We start from the raw sequence: 20242 nt of genomic DNA on the forward strand, positions 1-20242 counted from the left end.
CACCGCGTTCGCTCATGCCGTGGTCTACGCGCCGCCGTAGACCTTGGGGTCGAGGGTGCCGATATAGGGCAGATCGCGGTAGCGCTCGGCATAGTCGAGGCCGTAGCCGACCACGAATTCGTTCGGAATATCGAAGCCGACATGCGCGACTTCCACGTGGGTGCGTAGCGCGTCCGGCTTGCGCAGCAAGGTGACGACCTCGAGCGAGGCCGGATTGCGGGTGGACAGATTGCGCTTGAGCCAGGACAGCGTGAGACCGGAGTCGATGATGTCCTCGACGATCAGCACATTGCGGCCCGCGATGTCCTTGTCCAGGTCCTTCATGATGCGCACGACACCGGAGGACGAGGTGGACGAGCCGTAGGAGGAGACGGCCATGAATTCCATCTGGGTGGGAATCGGCAGCGCCTTGGCGAGGTCGGTCATGAAGAAGATGGCACCCTTGAGCACGCCGACCAGCAGCAGATCGCCCTCCGGGGCGTCGGCCGGATAACGCTTGGCAATCAGCTCGGCCAGCTCCTGGGTTTTGGCCGCGATCTGTTCCTCGGTGATCAGCACCGACGCGATATCGCCCTCGTACACGTCAGTTGGTTTCCCTTCCCTGGTGTCTCCCCGGCCGATCCATTATGTGTCATCGGCTCCCGTGCAGACGCAAAGTCAGCCTGCCATGTTCGCGCGTGGCGACCAACCTGCGCCCCGGCTGTCCACCACCCACCGCGACACCGCCCTGCCCGCGCCACGCGGTAATCAATTCGTCAACCGCCTGTAAATGCTTGTTGGTCAGGGCTTTAGCACCACCCGCCAGCAACCATGCACGGATTGCGCGGCGACGCAAGGCGGCGGGGGCAGTGGCGAGGGTCTCGATCACGAGAGTTCGGTCATCACTCGCGGCGCGCAGTAGTTCATCGGCCAGCGCATCCAATACCGCACCGTCATCGCGTAACTGCTCGGCCGTGCGCGCCAGCGCCCCCGCGACCCCGCCCCCGAGCACCTCCTCCAGCAGCGGCAGCACCTCATTGCGCAACCGCACCCTGGTGAATTCCGCCGCCGAATTGTGCGGATCTTCGAACGGCGTCAACCCGATATCGGCACACAACTGCCTGGTCACCGTCCGCCGCACCGCCAAGAGCGGCCGCCCCCAGGGGGCCACGAACGCCGCCATCCCCTGAATCGACCGCCCACCCGACCCCCGCCCCAACCCCAACAACACGGTCTCGGCCTGATCATCGAGCGTGTGCCCGAGTAGCACCGGCAACCCACCCCGCGCCCCGTCGAGCGCCGCGTACCGAGCCGCCCGCGCCGCCGCCTCCATCCCGCCGTCCCCACCGACCTCGACCGCCAGCACATGCGCCGACCGACACCCGAGCGCCAATGCCGCGGCCGCCGCCGCGGCCGCCACCTTGTCCGATCCCTTTTGCAACTGATGATCGACAACCAGCGCGTCGACCCGACCCGCCTCCACTACGGCGGCAGCCGTCAATGCCAACGAATCCGCACCCCCGGACAACGCGACCGCCACCGCGCTCGGCGCGTCCGTCGCATAATCGGCCAACCACCCCCGCACCGCCCGCCGTACCTCGAGTACCGCCTCGGTCTCGGGCAGCCGCCGAGCGTTTCCGGGCATCGCTCCCGCCGTACGGCTCATATTCCGGAGACTACCGAGTCGACCAGGGCCAGCGCGCGGGCCGCGGACGCGAACCGGCACCTGCCCTGCCTCGGCTCATGCCATGCCCACCTGCTGTCGCTCGGGTTCGATGACCGTGACGACGCGCTTTCGGTCTCGCGGTACGGCTGACCGATGTATTCGGTGGCCAACTGGTCGACGATCGGCCAGGCCGCGTCGTCGCCGAGCCATTCGATGACGCGGCCGCGCACGACGGATGTGTTCGCCATGCGTGCCACCCAGACCGGAAGCGCCGTCGAGCAGGACGCTGGCAAGGTGGGCGATCGAGGTGCCGTCGAGTACGCGGCGGATAACTCGCGAACTACCCGAGGACGCGGGTGATCCAGCGTTGCGGATCTTCGATTTCCGCTGGAAGTGGCAAGGTTTCGGGGTTGGTCCAGATGGTGTTGAACTGGGTCATGCCGACCTGGGCTACCACGGCGTCCACGAATTTCTTGCCACGGACGTATTGGGCAACCTTGGCGTCGACACCGAGGAGGGCGCGCAGGAGGCGTTGAAGGGGGTTGGTCGGGCGCTTGCGGCGTTTGTCGAAGGCGCTACGGATCTGTTCGACGGTCGGGATGACGGCGGGGCCGACAGCATCCATGACGTGGTCGGCATGGCCTTCCAAGAGCGTGCCGAGCATCAGCAGGCGGTCCAGAGCCTCACGTTGCGGTGGCGCCTGGGTGGCGCGCAACAGACCCACGACGCCGCGGGAATTCGGGTCCTCGGGGCCGGTGCCGCGGCGACGGTCGCGCACCTCTGCGACTAGACGGGCGAGCATATCGGCGAGCGGTTCGTCGCCGACCTCGCCCAGCACGTCGACATTGGCGCGCATGTAGTCGGCCAGCCATGGCGCGGAGGAGAACTGCACGCGGTGGGTCACCTCGTGCAGGCACACCCAGAATCGGAAGTCGGTCGGCGAGACGCCGAGTGCGCGCTCGACGGCCATGATGTTCGGCGCGACCAGCAGCAACGTCCCGTCGGGGCCGGTGAACGGGTCGTACTGGCCGAGGATCGCGGTGGACAGGAACGCCAGCATCGCGCCCGCCTGCACACCCGCGGGCTTTCCGGCAAGCAGGCCTTTATCCGGTGCCTGCCCGGTGCCGGTCAACTGGGACATGGAATCGGCGGCCGCGTTGATCCAGCCGGGCCGGTCGACGACCCGTGCCGAAGGCACCGGCTGGTCGTCGAGCAGTCCGCTCACCTCGCGGACCGGCCCCTCCGCCCGCACCGACGCCTCGGCCAACTCGCTGACCACCTGTTCGGCCGAATACCGCGAGGTCCGCGGCCCGGACGGCACCAGCGCGGAACCGGTGCGCGCGGCAAGGTGCCAATCGACGGCACCGGAAAATCCGGAGCGTCGCCGCTCGGCCGCAGCGTCCGCACCCGAATTCACAGCGGGCACGGCGCCCGATTCATCAATGCCTTCGAACATGGTCAACCACCCGTCACGAGCATCCACAGTTGCGCAGCGTGCCGGCGATGGCGTCCAATGCGGGTCGACTCAGCTCCGGTGGCCGATCGTTCGACATCAGTGCGAAGGTCAATACCCGCCCGTCGCTGTCCAGCACATAACCGACCAACGTGCTCGCCACCGACAGAGTTCCGGTCTTGGCCCGCACCCATCCGGCGCCGCCCCGGTTCTGCGTGACATAACGGCTGCTCAGCGACCCTGTCGCACCCCCGACCGGCAGATCGTCGAGCAATGGCGCGAGGGTGGTCGCAATGCGGTCGGTTTCCGGTTTGGCCTTGGTATTGCTCGGCTGCACGGCATTGGCCCCGTTCGGCTTGGCCGCGGTCGCGATGATCTTGTCGAGTAGCCGGGCGGGTACCCGGTCCTCGGTCGACAGGCCGCTGTTATCGCGCATCGAAAGTCCGGTGAGGTCGAATCCGCCCTTGCCCAGCGCGGTTTCGAGGGCGGAGACGGCCCCGGTGAACGATGCCTCGTTACCGGATGCGATCGCGATCTCGCGGCCGATGGCCTCGGCGAGGACATTGTCGGAGTGGACCATGGTGTCGCGCAGCCGGTCCCGCAGCGGCGCGGATTGCACGCTCGCCACCTCGGCGGCATCGGCGGCGGCATTGCCGATCCGCACCTTGGCGGGATCGAGTCCGAGGTCGATGGCCAGGCGCTGTCCGGCGACCAGCGCCGGAGTGGGAGTACGCGGCGAGTACTCCACCAGCGGGTCGAGGCGACCGCCGTCGAGCATCACCGGATCCATCGGTGCGATGGAGCCCTCACCGATATCGACCGGATCCCAGCCGGGCGCCATCGGCGGGCCGGAATACGCGGAGGTGTCGACCACGATGGTGTCGACGGGATGACCGGAGGCCTTGATCTGCGACACCAGATCCGACAGGCGCGGCCCATTCGGGTAATACCCCTTGCCATCGGGCTGCGCGGTCAGCGTCGGATCGCCACCGCCGACCAGCACCAGTTCATTGGGCACCGATCCGGTGACGACACGGGTGGTCACGCGATGATCCGCGGGCAGGGTGAGCAGGGCGGCGGCGGTGGTGAGGATCTTGGCGGTCGACGATGGAATCATCGGCTTATCGGATTCGGCGCTCCACAGCACGGTCGTGGAGTCCGCATCGGTGACCTCACCGGCGAACGCACCGAGGTCGGGATTGGCGACCACCTGTGCGAGCGCGGCGGCGATACCGGCGGGAGTCGGCGCGGACGCATTCGAGGGCGCGGGCTCGACCTGCGGAGACGGTTCGACCGGGTCGGGCGGTGCGGCAATGGTGAGCCCACCGTGCCGGAATTCCTCGGTCCACGGCTTCAGTGCGATCACTACGCCGGCCCCAGCACCTATCAGCAAGGCCAGCGTGAACGCGACGCCGATCCAGATATTGCGGCGCCGCTTCGTGGCCAAGCCACCGATTTTCCTGCTGCTGCCACCCACCACGTGCCCGCCGTCTCTCCGTCTCGTATCGCCCGACCGTCGCACTGTCGCCAGGTCCACCCACCTACCGCACCCACGTGCCCGCGGACCACACTATCCTCGTTCGGGCACCGTTCCCCCCGAACACCTGTCGAGTCGGCGTTCCGACGACCACAACACGACAGTCCCACAGACGCATCAGTAAGGAGATGGCGTGGAGTTCGACGTCACCATCGAGATCCCCAAGGGTTCTCGGAACAAGTACGAGGTCGATCACGAGACCGGTCGGGTCCGGCTCGACCGCTTCCTCTACACGTCCATGGTCTACCCGGCCGACTACGGCTACATCGAGAACACCCTCGGCGAGGACGGCGACCCGCTGGACGCACTGGTCCTGCTGCCCGAGCCGGTATTTCCGGGCTGCCTGATCGAGGTGCGTCCGGTCGCGATGTACAAGATGGTCGACGAGGCCGGCGGCGACGACAAGGTGTTGTGCGTGCCCGCGGGCGACAAGCGCTGGGACCACATCCAGGATCTGGCCGACGTACCGGAATTCGAACTGGCCGCGATCAAGCACTTCTTCGAGCACTACAAGGACCTGGAGCCGGGCAAGTACGTCAAGGGCTCGGAGTGGGTCGGCCGCGCCGAGGCCGAGGCCGAGGTGGAGGCCTCGCTCAAGCGCCTGCAGGAGAACGGCGGCCACTGAGTTCTGTCGGCTGATTCGGCTACCGGATCCATAACGAAGGACGGGAAGTCCAGTGCGTTCGGACTTCCCGCTTTCGTATTCAATTATGGTGCGGTGCTGCCGATTTCGGCTATCAGTGGATCGGTCAGTAGTAGAGGCAGAGGCGGAATCGGTGTCATTCCAGCCGACCGTATCGCGAGACGATTCCCGCACTCGCCGAACACCCGTGAAACGGGTCGCGCCCAGCCCTGGCAAACTCCTGGGCCGGGAGCGATTCGCTCCGGATAGGTTCCGCCAGACCTCGGTCCGGCACCGTTGCGGGATAACGGCCAGGTCGGCCCGAGGCCCGGAAATGCGCGGCGGCGGTCGAACCGGATCAGGCGGATTCGGTCGGCTTCGGTCCGGCACCGTTCGTCGAGCTGCCGGCACCGCTCGCGGAACTCACCACGGCATCCACCGTGTCCTCGGACGGATTCGAGGTTTCGCCACCCGCGATCGACAATCCGGTGCGCTCGAGCACATCCGGTCCGCCACCATTGGTGGTCGCCTCACCCTTGGCCGCCTCGATGCCGCCGACCGTCCGCAGCGGCACTTCCTTCCAGAACACCACCAGGATCAACGCGAGCAGGGCCATTCCGGTCACCGACAGGAATACCGTCGACATGGACTCCGCGAAACCGACCTTGAACGGCCGCGCCAGCTCCGGGCTCAACTGCTGCACGATCGAGCTGTCCTTCAGCACCCCACCGGCTGCCGAAGTATCTTGCGCGAGTAGACCTTTCGCGAGTGCGGCATCGGCGGGATTGCTGCTCTGGGCGGCCTCGACCACAGCGTGCTGGAATGCCGGATCGGTGGCCGCGGACCTCATCTCGGTGGAGATATTCGGCGTCAGCTGCGCGAACAGAATCGACAGGAATACCGCGACACCCATCGTGCCGCCGATCTGCCGGAAGAAGGTGGCCGCGGCGGTGGAGACGCCCATATCCTTGGGCGGCAACGCATTCTGCACCGCTATGGTGAGCGGCTGCATGAGATTGCCGAGGCCGAATCCGGTGCAGGCCATGAAGATCATCGCGAGCCACAGTGGGCTGTCGGCATTCACGAAGTGCAGCAGGAACAGCCCAAGCGTCAACATGGTCGCGCCGATGAGCGGGAAGATCCGATAGCGACCGGTACGCGAGATCAGCTGGCCGGATACGACCGAGCCGGTCATCATGCCGAGCACCATCGGCAGCATCTGCAGACCCGCCAGCGTCGGACTCGAACCGCGCACCACCTGCAGGTACTGCGGCAGCAGGGAAATTCCGCCGAACATCGCCGAGCCCACCACGACCGAGATCACCACGCCGAGCGCGAAGGTCTTGTTGGCGAACATCCGCAGCGGGATCAGCGCCTTGTCCTTCATTGCCTTCTCGACCAGCACGAATCCGAGGATCCCGAGCACGCCGATCACATAGCAGAGGATGGATTGTCCACTGCCCCAACCCCATTCGCGTCCCTGCTCGGCGACGATGAGCAGTGGCACCAACCCGATCGCGAGCACCAGCACGCCCCACCAGTCGACCCGATCGGTGGAATGCGGCCGCTTCGGCAACCTCAGCACCTTGGAGACGACGCCGAGCGCGATCAGGCCGATCGGCACATTCACCAGGAAGACCCAGCGCCAGCCGCTGACCCCGAGGATGCTGTCCTGTCCGGCGAATACGCCGCCGAGCACTGGGCCGATCACGCTGGAGGTGCCGAATACCGCGAGGAAGTAGCCCTGGTACTTGGCCCGTTCACGCGGGCTGACGATATCGCCGAGGATGGTCAGCGCCAGCGACATCAGGCCACCCGCACCGAGTCCCTGGAATGCGCGGAACGCCGCGAGTTCGTACATCGACTGCGCCATCGTGCACAGCAGCGAACCGACGACGAAGATCGAGATCGCCGCCATGAAGAAGGGCTTGCGGCCGAACATATCGGACAACTTGCCGTACAGCGGCGTCGCGAGCGTCGCGGTGATGAGGTAGGCGGTGGTCGCCCAGGCCTGCATCGAATAGCCGTCGAGATCGTCGGCGATGGTGCGGATCGCGGTGGAGACGATCGTCTGGTCCAATGCCGCGAGCAGCATGCCGAGCAGCAGACCGCTCATGATGGTCAGGATCTGTCTATGGGTGAAGCCGGTGGGTTCTGCCACCGCGGCCGGTGCGGTCACGAATCGTTCTCCGTCTCGAATACATACAGGTTCTGGTCGTTGCGGAGGGCCGCGATCATGGCGGGCTTGGCCCGCTCGTAGTCGTCCACGAACTGCCGCAGCAGTCGGGCGAATACGGCCCGGTCCTGCGGCGTCCACGCCGCCATCACCCGGGTCAGGTTCTCGTGCCTGCGCCTGCGGATCCGCTCGGCGGTCTCGCGACCCCGCTCGGTGACGACCAGCACGGTGGCGCGGCCGTCGTTGCGATCGGCCTGCCGTTCCACCAGATGTCGGTCGACGAGGTGGGCGATATGCCGACTGACCGTCGAGGCATCCGAATTCACCGCCTCGGCGAGTTCGCCCGAGCGCATCGGGCCGTCGCACAGCAGCCGGAACAGAATGGCGAAGGCGGCGGGATCCACGCCATCTCTGGTGCGCAGCTGCGCCGCGGTCCGTTCGCGGATGCGCTGCAGTTTGGTGAGCTGAATCGCGATCGCCTCGACCGACAGCTCGTCCTCATCCACTCGACTCACCTTTACTTGCATCAATCAATTAGTTGCGTGATACAAGTATGTCCGCAGGCCAACGGCTGGGGCAAGCGATTAAAGAGCCTTTACCGGCCCTTGAACTCCGGGGCTCGCTTCTCGAATACCGACTGGATGGCCTCGGTCAGATCCTCGGACGGCAGGAATGCGGAATTCCACGCGGAGACATAGCGCAGCCCGGCGGCCACCTGATCCTTGGTGCGCTGCTCGAGCACATCCTTCGCGCCCTGCACCACCAGCGGCGGATTCGCGGCGATCTCGCGCGCAATGGCGTGCGCCGCGTCCAGTACCGCCTCCTGATCGGCGAATACGTCGTTGACCAGGCCGATCTTCTCGGCGCGCGCCGCATCGATGTCCTTGCCGGTGTAGGCGAGTTCGCGCAATTGCCCCTCGCCGATAATGCCGGGGAGCCGGTGCAGCGATCCGATATCGGCGACAATCGCGACCTTCGCCTCGCGCAGACTGAACTTCGCGTCCGCACTCGCGTAGCGAATATCGGCCGCGGCGATGAGGTCCAGCCCGCCGCCGATGCACCAGCCGGAGACCGCGGCGACGACCGGCTTGCGACAATCGGCCACCGCGGTCACCGCGGCCTGCATCCGGCGCACCTCATAGAGGAAGTCGGTGCGCGGCGCCGCCAGCGCCTTATCCGCCATCAGCGGACCGAAGGTCCCGGCCATCGCGGGCAGGTCGAGTCCGTAGGAAAAATGCTTCCCGGAACCGGTGAGCACAATGGCGCGCACCTCCGGATCGGCGTCCAGCCCGCGGAAGATCTCCGGCAGCTCCCGCCAGAAGTCCGGACCCATGGCGTTGCCCTTGCCGGGGCCGGTCAGGGTGACCTGCGCGATGTGATCCTTGGTTTCAACGGTGAAGGCCTGCCAATCAGTCATTCGTTCAGCGTAAAGCAGGTGTGAGCAGGCCAGTCGTCCAGTCCGTCCCCCGTGTAAATGCTGTGCAAAATTGCCGCCACGCACTGGTTCCGACGTCGACATCGGCCGCATCATGGTCGAGTCGGCAAACTCGCATCATCCGGCTTGGAGGCCATCATGTTGATGCATCAAGGAATAGGGCTGGACCGCTTCAACGCGATGGCGCCCGCCCGCGCCGTCCACGCACTGTTCGAAGTCTGCTGCAATGTCACCTGGGCGGCCACACTCGCCGATGCCCGCCCCTATCCGGATCGAGATGCGCTGCTGGCCAAGGCAGATGTCGAGTTGCTCGCACTTTCCCAATCCGATCTCGATCGCGCCTTCGATTCGGTTGTGCACGAACGGGTCGCGCAGCGCAGCGTGACCGAGCTGGCGCGGATCGTGCACGATCGGATCGACCGGCTGCTCGGCCCCGCCGAGGGCTACCCCGAATACTGATCGGCCCGAATACTTATCGACGAACTCGACCGGCGTACGGCCCGCAATCGCTCTACTCTGGATCCATGCGCAGGTCGCTTCCACCAGTCGCATGCCGGGTCGCAGATACCCTGATCGCGCGCGGCCACCACGGTGTCATCGTCACTCAGTCCGCCCCCACGCCCACCGCCGCCGATGCCGCACGGGCACTCGGTGTCGATGTGGGCGCCATTACGAAATCACTGGTCTTCCTCCTGGACGACGATCCGGTGCTGCTGCTGGTCTCCGGCGCACACCAGGTCGACCTCGGGCGCACCGGCGAACGACTCGAAGGCAAGCTCACCCGCGCACCCGCCGACATGGTCCAGGAGGTGACCGGTCAGCCCATCGGCGGCATCGCACCGGTCGGCCATCCCACCAACCTGCCGACCTGGGTGGACAATGCACTGGCCACGCACCGGGAGGTATGGGCCGCGGGCGGCCATCCGAATACCGTGTTCCGCACCTCGTTTCGCGAACTGGTGCGCATTACCGCCGGGCTGCCGATCGACGTGGACTGAACGCCGCACGGGAACCGAGCGTAGTTTCGTCATGTGACTGATGCTCAACCCCCCGCGACGGACATCCAGATTCCCGATGATCTGAGCGGTATCACCGCCGAGCTGTATCGCTCCTCCATGCGGCACTATCCGGCGGGCGTCACCGTTGTCACTCTGGGCTCCGCGAACGGTCCGGTCGGCTTCACCGCAACCTCCTTCGCATCGCTGTCGCTGGAGCCCCCGCTGGTCTCCTTCAATATCGCCCACACCTCGTCGAGCCTGACGGCATTGCGGTCGGCCGATTCCGTCGTGATCCACTTCCTCGGCGAACATCAGCACGATCTGGCCAAGCGCTTTGCCCGCACCGCCGACCAACGCTTCAGTGATCGCTCGCTATGGACCACGCTGGACACCGGCGAGCCCGTGCTGCACGGCACCCCCATCTGGATCCGCGCCACCATCCAACAGCTGATCCCCATCGGTGATCACACCTTCGTCGTCGGCCTGGTCACCCGGGTCCACGACAATACCGACGAACAACCCAGTGCCGCACCGCTGCTCTACTACCGCGGCCGCTACTACCGCCCGACCGCGCTCGAAGACTGAGCGCGGCCGGGCGGATTCGCCTGCGCGGCAACAACTGAACGGTCGGTCCGATCAGCCGATCGAGCAGGGTGCGACGCCGTCGATGGAATCGGGGCGGGCGAAGGGACGGGTCTCCGGTGTCGGATTCCACTGGCCGTCGGTGCTGGCGTAATTCCACGACGCACCCTCGGTGGCCAGCGTCGCGACGGCCTCGACCAGCCGATCCACATCGGCGGAGCTGCTGCCGAGGCCGATGCTGGCACGCAGGGCACCGGCGAGACCGAGGCGTGCGAGCAGCGGATGGGCACAGAAACGGCCGTCCCGAATACCGATGCCGTGTTCGGCGGAGAGGTAGGCCGCGACGTGGCCGGGCACGAACCCGTCCAGGGTGAAGGCGACAATGCCTACGGTGTCCGGGCTGTCGTCCCAGATGCGCAGCAGGTTGACGCCCGGAATCGCGGACAGGCCGCTGCGCAGCCGATCGGCGAGCCGTCGCTCATGCGCGGCAAGGGTTTTCGGATCGATCGCACACAGCGCGTCACACGCGGCGGCGAGCGCGGCCGCGCCGAGGACGTTCGGCGAACCACCCTCATGGCGCTGCGGTGCGGACGCCCATTCGGTATCGGCGGTAGTGACCTCGCGAACTGCCCCGCCGCCCGCCAGATACGGTTCGGCGGCATCGAGCCAATCCCGGCGTCCGACAAGCACTCCCGCACCGAATGGTGCGTAGAGCTTGTGTCCGGAGCATGCGAGGTAGTCGATTCCGGTGCCGCGCAGGCTGATCCGACGATGCGGCGCCAGCTGGGCGGCATCGACCAGGATGCGGGCACCACACTGGTGCGCGATGGTGGCCAAACGCTCCAGCGGCAGCACCTCACCGGTCACATTCGACGCGCCGGTGACCGCGAGCAATGCGGCTGGCTTACTGCACAATTCGGCGATCAGCTGGCGAATGGTCTCCTCGACGGTCGCCGCCGCCCGCACCACGCGGCGACCGTGCCGGGTCCACGGCAGGAAGTTCGCATGATGTTCGATATCGAGCACCACGGTGTCGCCTGGCACGCAGGCGGCGAGCAGATTCAGGGCATCGGTGGTGTTGCGGGTGAACACCACGACCTGATCGTCGGCGGCATCGAGGAAACGGGATACCGAGCCGCGCGCGGCCTCGTAGCACTCGGTGGAGATCCGCGACGCGTAACCGGCACCGCGGTGCACACTCGCGTAGTACGGCAGCAGCTGCTGCACCCGGTCGGTGACCTGCGCCAATGCCGGTGCGCTCGCGGCGTAGTCGAAGTTCGCGTAGGTGGTCGTTCCGCCCTGTACGAGCGGCACCCGGAGGTCGTCGCCGGAAACCCGGGCGAGGGCGGCACCGGGGGACGGCAGTCGGCGGAGCCGACGAGGTGGGTAAACACAGCTCTGATCGGTTGCAGCGGTCATCACAAATCCCATCGGTAATGGGACCCGAAATCTGGTGATCATCCGAGTCCGCGCTTGCCGCACCCGGTCGGGCTGCGGCCCGGTCGTCACCCGGAGCACCCCGCCGCGGAGGAGGGTTGCCGACCAGCTAGCCGGGGCTTGACGCTGGTACTCATGACCTGAACCGAGATTGGCAGATGCCGCCCCGCCCTGTCAACCGGCCCCTTGCTGCATATACATGCAGTCGAATAAATAACCTTGCAATGCCGGGCGCGGTGCGGTCTGATCGATCGGTGACCCTTTCGCTGCTACTCAGCTTTGTCGGCCTGTGCATTCTGCTGTCCATCACGCCCGGCCCGGATTCGTTCCTGGTGCTGCGATTCTCGATCGTGGACGCGCGACCCGGCATTGCGGCGGCGATCGGCTCGGCACTGGGCGGGATCGGGTGGGCGGTGGTGGTCGCGGCGGGCGTCGCCGCCCTGCTGGAACAGTCCGCGACCGCCTACCGAACGCTCAAGGTCGTCGGCGGAATCTATTTGCTGTACTTGGGAATTCGGGCGCTGATCGAGCACCGCAAGCAGCGCGGGACGGGCACCGCGGCGACGTCCGGCAGGTCGGACGCACCGGCGCCGACCTCGATTCGCTCGGCATTCGCCGCGGGCCTGGTGTCGTGCATGTTCAACCCGAAGGTCGGACTGTTCTATCTGGCGGTGCTGCCGCAATTCCTCACCGAGGTCACCTTCCTGAACACCCTCGCGCTCGGCGCCATCGAGTGCTCCATTGCCGCCGTCGAGATGATCCTGCTCGCCCTGCTGGCGTCACGGGCGGTGGCGATGTTGCGCCGTCCCCGGGTGCGCGATCGGCTCGAGCAGATCAGCGCGGCCATTCTCGCGGCGCTCGGCATCGGCACGGCCGCCTCGGCCGCGTAATCCCATGCGGCCCGGCCGGTCGCCACCGGCCGGCGCACAGCGTCACAGGTTCGGTTGAATCTCTCTGCGCCACAGCAATAGTGACGCGGCCAGTGAGATGACCGACGCGGCGGTGAGCCACCAGAACGCCTGCCGGAATCCGGCATCCACCGGCAGTCCGGCATCGGCCGCGCGATACAGCACCACCGCGAGCAAAGCCGCTCCGATCGACCCGCCGACCCGCTGCAGAATATTCACGAACGACGCCGCATCCGGCATCTGATCCGGCCGCACCGAGGCGTAGGCCGCGGCCACGATCGGCACGCCGGTCAATCCGGTTGCCACGCCTCGGATCAACAGAAGTACCTGTACGACAACAGGATTCATCGATGCGTCACCGAGTGCGAACGGCACGGTGACCGCGACTGTCACCGCACTGCCGACCACCGCGACCACGCCCCCGCCGTATCGATCGGTCAACCGGCCACCGACGGGCAGTGCGATGATGCCACCGATTCCGAAGGACATGAGCAGCAAACCGGTCGCAATGATTCCGTCCCGATGCAGCACCTGAAAGTACAACGGCAGCAACAGCATTGCCCCGAACAGCGACGCACCCGCGAAGAGATTCGCCACATTGGCCGTCGCGAACACCGGATGCCGGAACAGTCCGACCTCGAGCAGACTCGTACCGCCGCCGCGCATCGACCGTGCCACGAACAGTCCGAGCGCCAGTACGCCGACCAGCACCGATACCCACACCGTCGGCGCGGAAACGCTACCGCGACTGCCGAATTCACCCAGACCATAGACCAACGCCGAGAGTCCGACCGCGATCAACGCGAATCCGGTGGCGTCGAATCGACCCCCGTTCCCCGTCGCCTCCGCCCGCGGCAACAGTCGACGCGCCAGCACGAACGCCACCAGTCCGAACGGGATATTGATCAGGAACAACCACTCCCAGTCCAGATTCGCCAGCATGACACCGCCGATGGTCGGCCCGATCGCTGGCGCGGCGACCACCGCGATACCGACCACACTCATCACCCGCCCCAGTCGCTGCGGGCCCGCGACCTGACCGAGCAGCGTCTGCCCGGCAGGCACCAATAGCCCGGCGGCCAGACCCTGCGCGATCCGAAATCCGATGAGCCAACCGACATTCGGAGCCAGCGCACACATTCCGGAGGTCACCGTGAACCCGGCGAGCGCGGTCAACCAGACCCGGTCCATGCCGAATTGCCGTCCGAGCCAACCACACAGCGGCAGCGTGACGGCGAGTGCGAGCAGATAGCCGCTCGCGATCCACTGGGCACTGTCCAGTGCCGCACCGAGATCCGCCGCGATGGAGTTCAGCCCGATATTCACCAGCGACGTGTCCAACATGCTCATGACCGCGCCGAAGACCACCACACCGGCCACCCGCCACACCCGCGCGGGAATGGGTTCGAGTGCGAGTGCGGGTGCGGCGACAGCAGTTCGAGTATCCGACATGGATCCTCCGCTATTTGTAGACAACCTAGATTGCGGAGATTATCAACAATCTGGTTTATCAACAATAGATATGATTACCGAATGCCCGCTGACCACATTCACCCCCGCGGCCTGCTCCGCTTCCCGACCTATGCGCTCGGCAAGCTGCACAAGGCCGTACACGCCGAGATGGGCACCTCGTTGCGCGAACACTGGGTGCTGGTCTGCCTCGAGGAGTTCGACGACCTGTCCCAGCAGCAGGTCTCCACCGCGCTCGGCATCGACCGCAGCGAGGTGGTCCGACTGATCGATGGCCTGGAGGACGCCGGATTCGTCATCCGCACCCGCGATGCGACCGACCGGCGCAAATACCGGCTGACCATCACCCAGTCCGGACGCGCCGAGCGCCGCAAGACCGATGAACTCATCGAAGAGGCCGCCGAGCGAGTACTGCACCGACTCGACAAGGAGGAACGACGCACCCTGCACCACCTGGCGCTCAAGGCGCTCGGCGAAGAGGGGTGAGGCGATACCGCAGGTACCGTAGACAGTTGGTCACCGTGGCGTTTGCCCGCTGGTAACCCAGCTGTGAAACAACAACCAGGAAGCGCTAGGCAGGTCTATGAGAGGTGGGCAGGACGTGATGCTGCAGCCGCAGGTCGACACCGCGGCGGGCACGGACCCGACGAACGGGCTCCGCACACCCGCCCCCTTGCTGCGCGGCACATTCGCGCCGCAGGCCAGAACCCTTGTCGACATCCTGAACAGCACCGCGGCGGCGCATCCGGAGGCCCCCGCGATCGATGACGGTGCCGTGGTGCTCAGCTACACCGAATTGCTCGCCGAGATCGACGCTGGAGTCGTGCGCTTGACCGCGGCGGGTGTGCGCCCCGGCGACCGCGTCGGCGTACGCATGCCGTCCGGCACACATGAGCTTTACGTCACTATTCTGGCCATTCTCTTTGCCGGTGCGGCCTACGTCCCGGTGGACGCCGACGATCCGGAGGAACGCGCCCGACTCGTCTTCGGTGAGGCCCGCGTGACCGCGATCGTGACCGCGGCGGGCATCGAACCGACGGTGGCCGCCGCCGAGCGGTACGAACCGACCACCGCGGCGTCGACCGTTCGCCCTATCACCACCGACGATGCCTGGATCATCTTCACTTCCGGATCCACCGGCACCCCGAAAGGCGTTGCGGTCACCCACCGCAATGCCGCCGCCTTCGTCGATGCGGAAGCGCGCCTGTTCCTGCCGGATGCCCCGATCGGTCCGGGCGACCGGGTCCTCGCCGGACTCTCGGTCGCCTTCGACGCTTCCTGCGAGGAAATGTGGCTGGCCTGGCGCAACGGCGCCTGCCTGGTGCCCGCACCGCGCGCCCTGGTCCGCACCGGTGCCGATCTCGGCCCCTGGCTGGTCCGGCGCGAAATCAGCATCGTCTCTACGGTTCCCACCCTTGCCGCGACCTGGCCCGCGGAGGCACTGGACCCGGTCCGGCTGCTGATCTTCGGTGGCGAGGCGGTACCACCCGAGCTCGCCGAACGCCTTGCCGGACAGCCCGCGACGCGGGCGACGAGTCCGGACCAGGACGACACGGAGTCCTGCGACAATTCGGATGCGGATTCCCCGCGCGAGGTCTGGAATACCTACGGCCCCACCGAAGCAACGGTGGTCGCCTGTGCGGCGCTGCTCGACGGCAGTTTCCCGGTCCGGATCGGACTCCCCTTGGACGGCTGGGATCTGGCCGTCGTCGATGCCGCCGGAAACCCGGTGGGCGAGGGCGAATCCGGGGAACTCGTCATCAGCGGTGTCGGCCTGGCCCGTTATCTGGATCCGGCCAAGGACGCCGAAAAATACGCTCCCCTACCGTCGCTCGGCTGGGACCGTGCCTATCGCAGCGGCGATCTGGTCCGCAAGGACAGCGCGGGTCTGGTCTTCCTCGGCCGCGCCGACGATCAGATCAAACTCGGCGGCCGCCGCATCGAACTCGGCGAACTCGACAATGCCCTACAGCACCTACCCGGCGTCACCGGCGCCGCGGCCGCGATCCGAACCACCAAGGCGGGCAATAAGATCCTCGTCGGCTATTTGACCGGCACCGCACCCGATTTCGACCTCGCGGCCGCCAGAGCCCAACTCGCCGAACAACTTCCGGCGCCGCTGGTCCCCCGGCTCGCCATCGTCCCCGGCCTGCCCACCCGCACCTCGGGCAAGGTCGACCGCGACGCCCTGCCGTGGCCGCTGCCGAACACGTCCGAACCCGACACCACGAGTGGCGATCTCACCGGAACCGAGAAATGGATTGCCGGACTGTGGGATTCGATTCTCGGTGCCGAGGTCACCGGACCGGATACCGACTTCTTCGATCTCGGCGGTGGTTCGCTCTCGGCCGCCCAATTGGTCACCGCACTGCGCGAACGTCATCCACGCATCACGGTCGCGGATCTCTACGACCATCCACGCCTGGGCGCACTGGCCGAACTGCTCGACGAGACCGCACCGAGCGCCGCCGTCGAGGAACGCATCGTGCGCCCCACGCCACTGCGCGCCCAATGCGCCCAGGTGCTGGCAACTATCCCGCTCAGCACGCTCACCGGATTGCAGTGGCTCACCTGGTTGGCCATTGTCGGCAATATCGCGGGCTGGTCCGGCTCATTGCCGTGGCTGCCGCATCTGTCCTGGTGGTGGACGCTGGCCGCCTTCCTGGTGTTCATCTCACCGCCCGGTCGGATGGTGATCTGCGCGACCGGCGCCCGGATCCTGCTGCGCGGCGTGCGCCCCGGCAGTTATCCGCGCGGCGGATCGGAGCACCTGCGGCTGTGGGCGGCGGTCCGACTCTCGGAGGCCAGCGGCGCCGAAAGTCTCTCCGGTGCACCGTGGATGGTCCCGTTCGCGCGAGCACTCGGCGCGAAGATCGGCAAGGGCGTCGATCTGCACACCCTGCCGCCGGTCACCGGCATGCTCGAACTCGGCGACGGCTGCAGTGTGGAGCCCGAGGTCGACCTGTCCGGCTACTGGATCGATGGCGATGTGGTGCAGATCGGCCCGATCGCCATCGGTGCGGGCGCGGTGGTCGGTGCGCGCTCGATCCTGCTGCCCGGCAGCAAAATCGGTAAGAATGCCGAGATCGCGGCCGGATCATCGGTATCGGGCAAGGTCAAGGCCGAACAGGAGTGGGCCGGGTCGCCCGCCACGAAGGTCGGCAAGGCCCAGCATCGTTGGCCAGCACACACCCCGGCGCGGGCCGCGCATTGGGTCGCGATTTTCGGTGTGACCTCGATGGCATTGGCGGCCATGCCCATTCTCGGTCTGGCCGCGGGCGGCGCATTCATCGCCTGGTTCATCCGCGACGCCGAGACCCTCGCGGGTGCGCTCGGCAAGGGCTTCGCCATCCTGCCCGTCGCAACGCTGCTCAGCCTCTCCATATACGCCGTGGCCACGGTCATCGCGGTCCGGCTGCTCAGCATCGGACTCGCCGAGGGCCATCATCCCGTTCGCAGCCGGGTCGGCTGGCAGGCGTGGGCCACCGAGCGGCTGCTCGATTCGGCGCGCACCTTCCTGTTCCCGCTCTACGCCAGCCTGCTGACCCCGCTGTGGCTGCGCCTGCTCGGCGCGAAGGTCGGTAAGAGCGTCGAGGCATCGACGGTGCTGCTGCTGCCGAAATTCACCACGGTCGCCGACGGTGCGTTCCTCGCCGACGACACCATGATCGCCAGTTACGAACTCGGCGGCGGCTGGCTGCACATCGGCGATGCGAAGGTCGGCAAGCGCGCCTTCCTCGGCAACTCCGGGATGACCGCACCCGGTCGACGGGTGCCGAAAAACGGACTGGTCGCGGTGCTTTCGGCCGCACCATCCAAGGCCAAGGCGGGTTCGTCCTGGCTCGGCAGTCCACCGGTCCGACTGCGGCGCGCCTCCGAAACCGGCGATATCGAACGCACCTTCCATCCGCCGCTGCGGCTGAAGGTTTTCCGCGGCGTAGTCGAGACCTGCCGGCTCGTCCCGGTGCTCGTGACCTTCGGCATCGGCCTCGGTGTGCTGTTCATGCTGGCCTGGATCGCGGAATCGTCGAGCTATCTGGTCGCTGGACTGCTCTGCGGTCTGGTCATGATGGCCGCCGGGGCGATCGCGGGGGCGAGTGCGGTCATCGCGAAGTGGTTGCTGATCGGGCGAATCGGCGCCGAGGAGCATCCGCTGTGGAGTTCGTTCGTATGGCGCAACGAGGTTTCCGACACCTTCGTCGAAACCGTCGCCGCGCCATGGTTCGCGCGCGCCGCGACCGGTACCCCCGTACTGAATCTGTGGCTTCGTGGACTCGGCGCGAAGATCGGACGCGGGGTATGGTGCGAGTCCTATTGGCTACCGGAGGCGGACCTGGTGACACTCGGTGACGGCGCGACCGTGGAACGAGGCTGTGTGGTGCAGACCCACCTCTTCCACGATCGAATCATGGCCATGGACACCGTCACCCTCGGTGTCGGCGCCACCCTCGGGCCGCACTGCGTCGCCCTGCCCGCCGCGAGTATCGGCGCGGGCGCGACCATCGGCCCGGCATCGCTGGTCATGCGCGGAGACACCGTGCCGCCGTCCACCCGCTGGTGGGGCAATCCGATCGCGCCGTGGTCCAGTGCGGCGCCGAGCCCGAGCGAGGCCGGAGCGGCCAACTGATGGCGGGTAAGTACTACGAAGAGCCCGTCGACGAATACCTACCGCAGAACGGAAATTGGGGCTACCGGGTATCGCGGTACGAACTGGCGCTGACCTACAAGGTCGCGAGCAACCGCCTGGTGGGCCGCGCCGAGATCACTGCGGTGACCACCGCCGTGCGGGACCGTTTCGCACTCGACCTGTCCCAATCACTGTCCGTCGCCAAGGTTTTCGTCAACGGGAACAAAGCCGCGAAATACACCCATCAGCACGGCAAACTCGTGATCACCCCGCAGCAGCGGATTCCGGCGGGCGGGGTGCTCGTCTTGGTAATCCAGTACGCGGGCATACCGAAGCCGGTGCGCGGGCCATGGGGTGAGGTCGGCTGGGAGGAACTGACCGAGGGCGCATTGGTGGCCAGCCAGCCCAACGGTGCCGCGTCCTGGTTCCCCTGCGACGATCACCCGAGTTCCAAAGCCAGCTACCGGATTTCGATCACCACCGACACCCCGTACTACGCGCTCGCCAACGGCACGCTGGTGCGCAAGCAGACCAAGGCCAGTCAGACCACCTGGGTTTACGAGCAACCCGAACCGATGTCGAGCTACTTGGCGACCATCCAGATCGGCCCGTACCGCAAGCACCGCATCGACGCCCCGCGTGGTTCGGTGCCGATGCAGGCCATCATCCCGGCCCGGCTACGCGCCGACTTCGACCACGACTTCGAGCGCCAACGACAGATGATGGAACTGTTCACCGAGAAGTTCGGCCCGTACCCATTCGAGGGATACACGGTCGTGGTCACCGACGACGACCTGGAAATCCCCATCGAGGCACATGGCATCTCCATCTTCGGGGCCAACCATTGCGACGGCCGCCGCGGCGCGGAACGCCTTGTCGCACACGAACTCGCGCACCAGTGGTTCGGCAACAGCCTCACGATCTGGCAGTGGCGCGACATCTGGCTACACGAAGGCTTCGCCTGTTACGCCGAATGGATCTGGTCCGAAGCCGCAGGCGGGCCCACCGCGGACCGAATGGCCCGCGCCGCGCGGCACAACCTGTCCCGTGAACCGCAGGACATCATCATCGGCGACCCGGGCCCGCGCCGTATGTTCGATGACCGCGTGTACAAGCGCGGCGCGCTCACCCTGCATACGCTGCGCCTGGAACTCGGCGACCTCGCCTTCTGGGATCTGCTGCGCGAGTGGACGACCCGCTACCGGCACGGCTCGGTCACCACGGAGGAATTCACCGATCTGGCGGGCCACTACAGCCTGGTGCCGCTGCGGCCGTTGTGGGATGCGTGGCTGCTCAGCGAGCCGCTGCCGCAACTGCCGCCCGCCGGCGGGCAGTTCACATCGCGCTGAGAC

Annotated in this window: 18 protein-coding genes and 1 riboswitch; of the genes, 8 read left to right on the plus strand and 10 right to left on the minus strand. The window is 66.7% G+C overall.

Annotated elements, in window-relative coordinates; all coding sequences use genetic code 11:
- Nucleotides 1-24: 24 nt before the first annotated feature.
- The 5 genes from hpt to dacB all read right to left on the minus strand — a co-directional run bounded on the left by hpt (nucleotide 25) and on the right by dacB (nucleotide 4554).
- Nucleotides 25-582 (minus strand): hypoxanthine phosphoribosyltransferase, encoded by a 558-nt coding sequence (gene hpt, locus AB0L58_RS32300; RefSeq protein WP_063042806.1) that lies wholly within the window; start codon nucleotides 580-582, stop codon nucleotides 25-27.
- A gap of 49 nt (nucleotides 583-631) precedes the next feature.
- A complete protein-coding gene (gene tilS, locus AB0L58_RS32305) occupies nucleotides 632-1624 on the minus strand; it encodes a tRNA lysidine(34) synthetase TilS (protein WP_364392891.1) in 993 nt (330 codons plus the stop codon).
- 17 nt (nucleotides 1625-1641) lie between these two features.
- The gene (locus AB0L58_RS32310) at nucleotides 1642-1893 is read right to left on the minus strand and encodes a hypothetical protein (protein WP_364392691.1); all 252 of its coding nucleotides are present in this window, start codon (nucleotides 1891-1893) and stop codon (nucleotides 1642-1644) included.
- 92 nt (nucleotides 1894-1985) lie between these two features.
- On the minus strand, nucleotides 1986-3101 hold the full coding sequence (locus tag AB0L58_RS32315; protein ID WP_364392693.1) for a zinc-dependent metalloprotease: 1116 nt from the start codon (nucleotides 3099-3101) through the stop codon (nucleotides 1986-1988).
- Nucleotides 3102-3114: 13 nt separating this feature from the next.
- Nucleotides 3115-4554 (minus strand): D-alanyl-D-alanine carboxypeptidase/D-alanyl-D-alanine-endopeptidase, encoded by a 1440-nt coding sequence (gene dacB, locus AB0L58_RS32320; protein ID WP_364392893.1) that lies wholly within the window; start codon nucleotides 4552-4554, stop codon nucleotides 3115-3117.
- A gap of 214 nt (nucleotides 4555-4768) precedes the next feature.
- Here dacB and AB0L58_RS32325 point away from each other — a divergent pair, with 214 nt between their 5' ends.
- Complete coding sequence (locus AB0L58_RS32325; protein WP_364392695.1) at nucleotides 4769-5260, plus strand: inorganic diphosphatase; 492 nt, start codon at nucleotides 4769-4771, stop codon at nucleotides 5258-5260.
- Nucleotides 5261-5615: 355 nt separating this feature from the next.
- Here AB0L58_RS32325 and AB0L58_RS32330 read toward each other — a convergent pair whose 3' ends face one another.
- The 3 genes from AB0L58_RS32330 to AB0L58_RS32340 form a co-directional block, all read right to left on the minus strand.
- The gene (locus tag AB0L58_RS32330; protein WP_364392697.1) at nucleotides 5616-7436 is read right to left on the minus strand and encodes an MDR family MFS transporter; all 1821 of its coding nucleotides are present in this window, start codon (nucleotides 7434-7436) and stop codon (nucleotides 5616-5618) included.
- Nucleotides 7433-7939 carry a MarR family transcriptional regulator gene (locus AB0L58_RS32335; protein ID WP_364392699.1) on the minus strand — a complete coding sequence of 169 codons (507 nt, stop codon included), beginning with the start codon at nucleotides 7937-7939 and terminating at the stop codon, nucleotides 7433-7435. Before AB0L58_RS32335 ends, AB0L58_RS32330 begins: the two co-directional genes overlap by 4 nt.
- Before the next feature lie 89 nt (nucleotides 7940-8028).
- On the minus strand, nucleotides 8029-8850 hold the full coding sequence (locus AB0L58_RS32340) for a crotonase/enoyl-CoA hydratase family protein (RefSeq protein WP_364392701.1): 822 nt from the start codon (nucleotides 8848-8850) through the stop codon (nucleotides 8029-8031).
- A gap of 156 nt (nucleotides 8851-9006) precedes the next feature.
- On the opposite strand from AB0L58_RS32340, the gene AB0L58_RS32345 reads away from it, so the two are divergent.
- From AB0L58_RS32345 to AB0L58_RS32355, 3 genes are all read left to right on the plus strand, one after another.
- On the plus strand, nucleotides 9007-9327 hold the full coding sequence (locus tag AB0L58_RS32345) for a 2-oxo-4-hydroxy-4-carboxy-5-ureidoimidazoline decarboxylase (protein WP_364392703.1): 321 nt from the start codon (nucleotides 9007-9009) through the stop codon (nucleotides 9325-9327).
- A 65-nt stretch (nucleotides 9328-9392) separates the two neighbouring features.
- Nucleotides 9393-9866, plus strand: a complete 474-nt coding sequence (locus AB0L58_RS32350; RefSeq protein ID WP_364392705.1) for a YbaK/EbsC family protein — start codon at nucleotides 9393-9395, stop codon at nucleotides 9864-9866.
- Nucleotides 9867-9899: 33 nt separating this feature from the next.
- On the plus strand, nucleotides 9900-10451 hold the full coding sequence (locus tag AB0L58_RS32355) for a flavin reductase family protein (RefSeq protein ID WP_364392707.1): 552 nt from the start codon (nucleotides 9900-9902) through the stop codon (nucleotides 10449-10451).
- A 51-nt stretch (nucleotides 10452-10502) separates the two neighbouring features.
- On the opposite strand, the gene AB0L58_RS32360 is transcribed toward AB0L58_RS32355, so the two are convergent.
- Entirely contained in the window at nucleotides 10503-11867 is a 1365-nt protein-coding gene (locus AB0L58_RS32360) for an aminotransferase class V-fold PLP-dependent enzyme (protein ID WP_364392709.1), read from the minus strand.
- A gap of 45 nt (nucleotides 11868-11912) precedes the next feature.
- Nucleotides 11913-12026: riboswitch (SAM riboswitch) on the minus strand.
- A gap of 113 nt (nucleotides 12027-12139) precedes the next feature.
- Here AB0L58_RS32360 and AB0L58_RS32365 point away from each other — a divergent pair.
- A complete protein-coding gene (locus AB0L58_RS32365; protein ID WP_364392711.1) occupies nucleotides 12140-12775 on the plus strand; it encodes a LysE family translocator in 636 nt (211 codons plus the stop codon).
- 42 nt (nucleotides 12776-12817) lie between these two features.
- Here the strand turns inward: AB0L58_RS32365 and AB0L58_RS32370 are convergent, their stop codons facing one another.
- The gene (locus AB0L58_RS32370) at nucleotides 12818-14245 is read right to left on the minus strand and encodes a DHA2 family efflux MFS transporter permease subunit (RefSeq protein ID WP_364392713.1); all 1428 of its coding nucleotides are present in this window, start codon (nucleotides 14243-14245) and stop codon (nucleotides 12818-12820) included.
- A gap of 81 nt (nucleotides 14246-14326) precedes the next feature.
- Here AB0L58_RS32370 and AB0L58_RS32375 point away from each other — a divergent pair, with 81 nt between their 5' ends.
- The 3 genes from AB0L58_RS32375 (at nucleotide 14327) to AB0L58_RS32385 (ending at nucleotide 20239) form a co-directional block, all read left to right on the plus strand.
- Entirely contained in the window at nucleotides 14327-14749 is a 423-nt protein-coding gene (locus tag AB0L58_RS32375; protein WP_364392715.1) for a MarR family transcriptional regulator, read from the plus strand.
- A 118-nt stretch (nucleotides 14750-14867) separates the two neighbouring features.
- Nucleotides 14868-18890, plus strand: coding sequence for a Pls/PosA family non-ribosomal peptide synthetase (locus tag AB0L58_RS32380; protein WP_364392717.1), 4023 nt, complete (start codon nucleotides 14868-14870; stop codon nucleotides 18888-18890).
- The gene (locus AB0L58_RS32385; protein ID WP_364392719.1) at nucleotides 18890-20239 is read left to right on the plus strand and encodes a M1 family metallopeptidase; all 1350 of its coding nucleotides are present in this window, start codon (nucleotides 18890-18892) and stop codon (nucleotides 20237-20239) included. Before AB0L58_RS32380 ends, AB0L58_RS32385 begins: the two co-directional genes overlap by 1 nt.
- Nucleotides 20240-20242 lie beyond the last annotated feature (3 nt).

The sequence above is a fragment of the Nocardia sp. NPDC052112 genome, assembly GCF_040680135.1.
Taxonomy (GTDB): Bacteria; Actinomycetota; Actinomycetes; order Mycobacteriales; family Mycobacteriaceae; genus Nocardia.

Bases quoted from the DNA above. Each gene is read 5' to 3' on its own strand.
- tilS (WP_364392891.1), bottom strand. From the start codon at position 1,624: ATGCCCGGAAACGCTCGGCGGCTGCCCGAGACCGAGGCGGTACTCGAG.
- AB0L58_RS32310 (WP_364392691.1), bottom strand. From the start codon at position 1,893: ATGGCGAACACATCCGTCGTGCGCGGCCGCGTCATCGAATGGCTCGGC.
- AB0L58_RS32315 (WP_364392693.1), bottom strand. From the start codon at position 3,101: ATGTTCGAAGGCATTGATGAATCGGGCGCCGTGCCCGCTGTGAATTCG.
- AB0L58_RS32340 (WP_364392701.1), bottom strand. From the start codon at position 8,850: ATGACTGATTGGCAGGCCTTCACCGTTGAAACCAAGGATCACATCGCG.
- AB0L58_RS32345 (WP_364392703.1), top strand. From the start codon at position 9,007: ATGTTGATGCATCAAGGAATAGGGCTGGACCGCTTCAACGCGATGGCG.
- AB0L58_RS32350 (WP_364392705.1), top strand. From the start codon at position 9,393: ATGCGCAGGTCGCTTCCACCAGTCGCATGCCGGGTCGCAGATACCCTG.
- AB0L58_RS32360 (WP_364392709.1), bottom strand. From the start codon at position 11,867: ATGACCGCTGCAACCGATCAGAGCTGTGTTTACCCACCTCGTCGGCTC.
- AB0L58_RS32370 (WP_364392713.1), bottom strand. From the start codon at position 14,245: ATGTCGGATACTCGAACTGCTGTCGCCGCACCCGCACTCGCACTCGAA.
- AB0L58_RS32375 (WP_364392715.1), top strand. From the start codon at position 14,327: ATGCCCGCTGACCACATTCACCCCCGCGGCCTGCTCCGCTTCCCGACC.
- AB0L58_RS32380 (WP_364392717.1), top strand. From the start codon at position 14,868: ATGCTGCAGCCGCAGGTCGACACCGCGGCGGGCACGGACCCGACGAAC.
- AB0L58_RS32385 (WP_364392719.1), top strand. From the start codon at position 18,890: ATGGCGGGTAAGTACTACGAAGAGCCCGTCGACGAATACCTACCGCAG.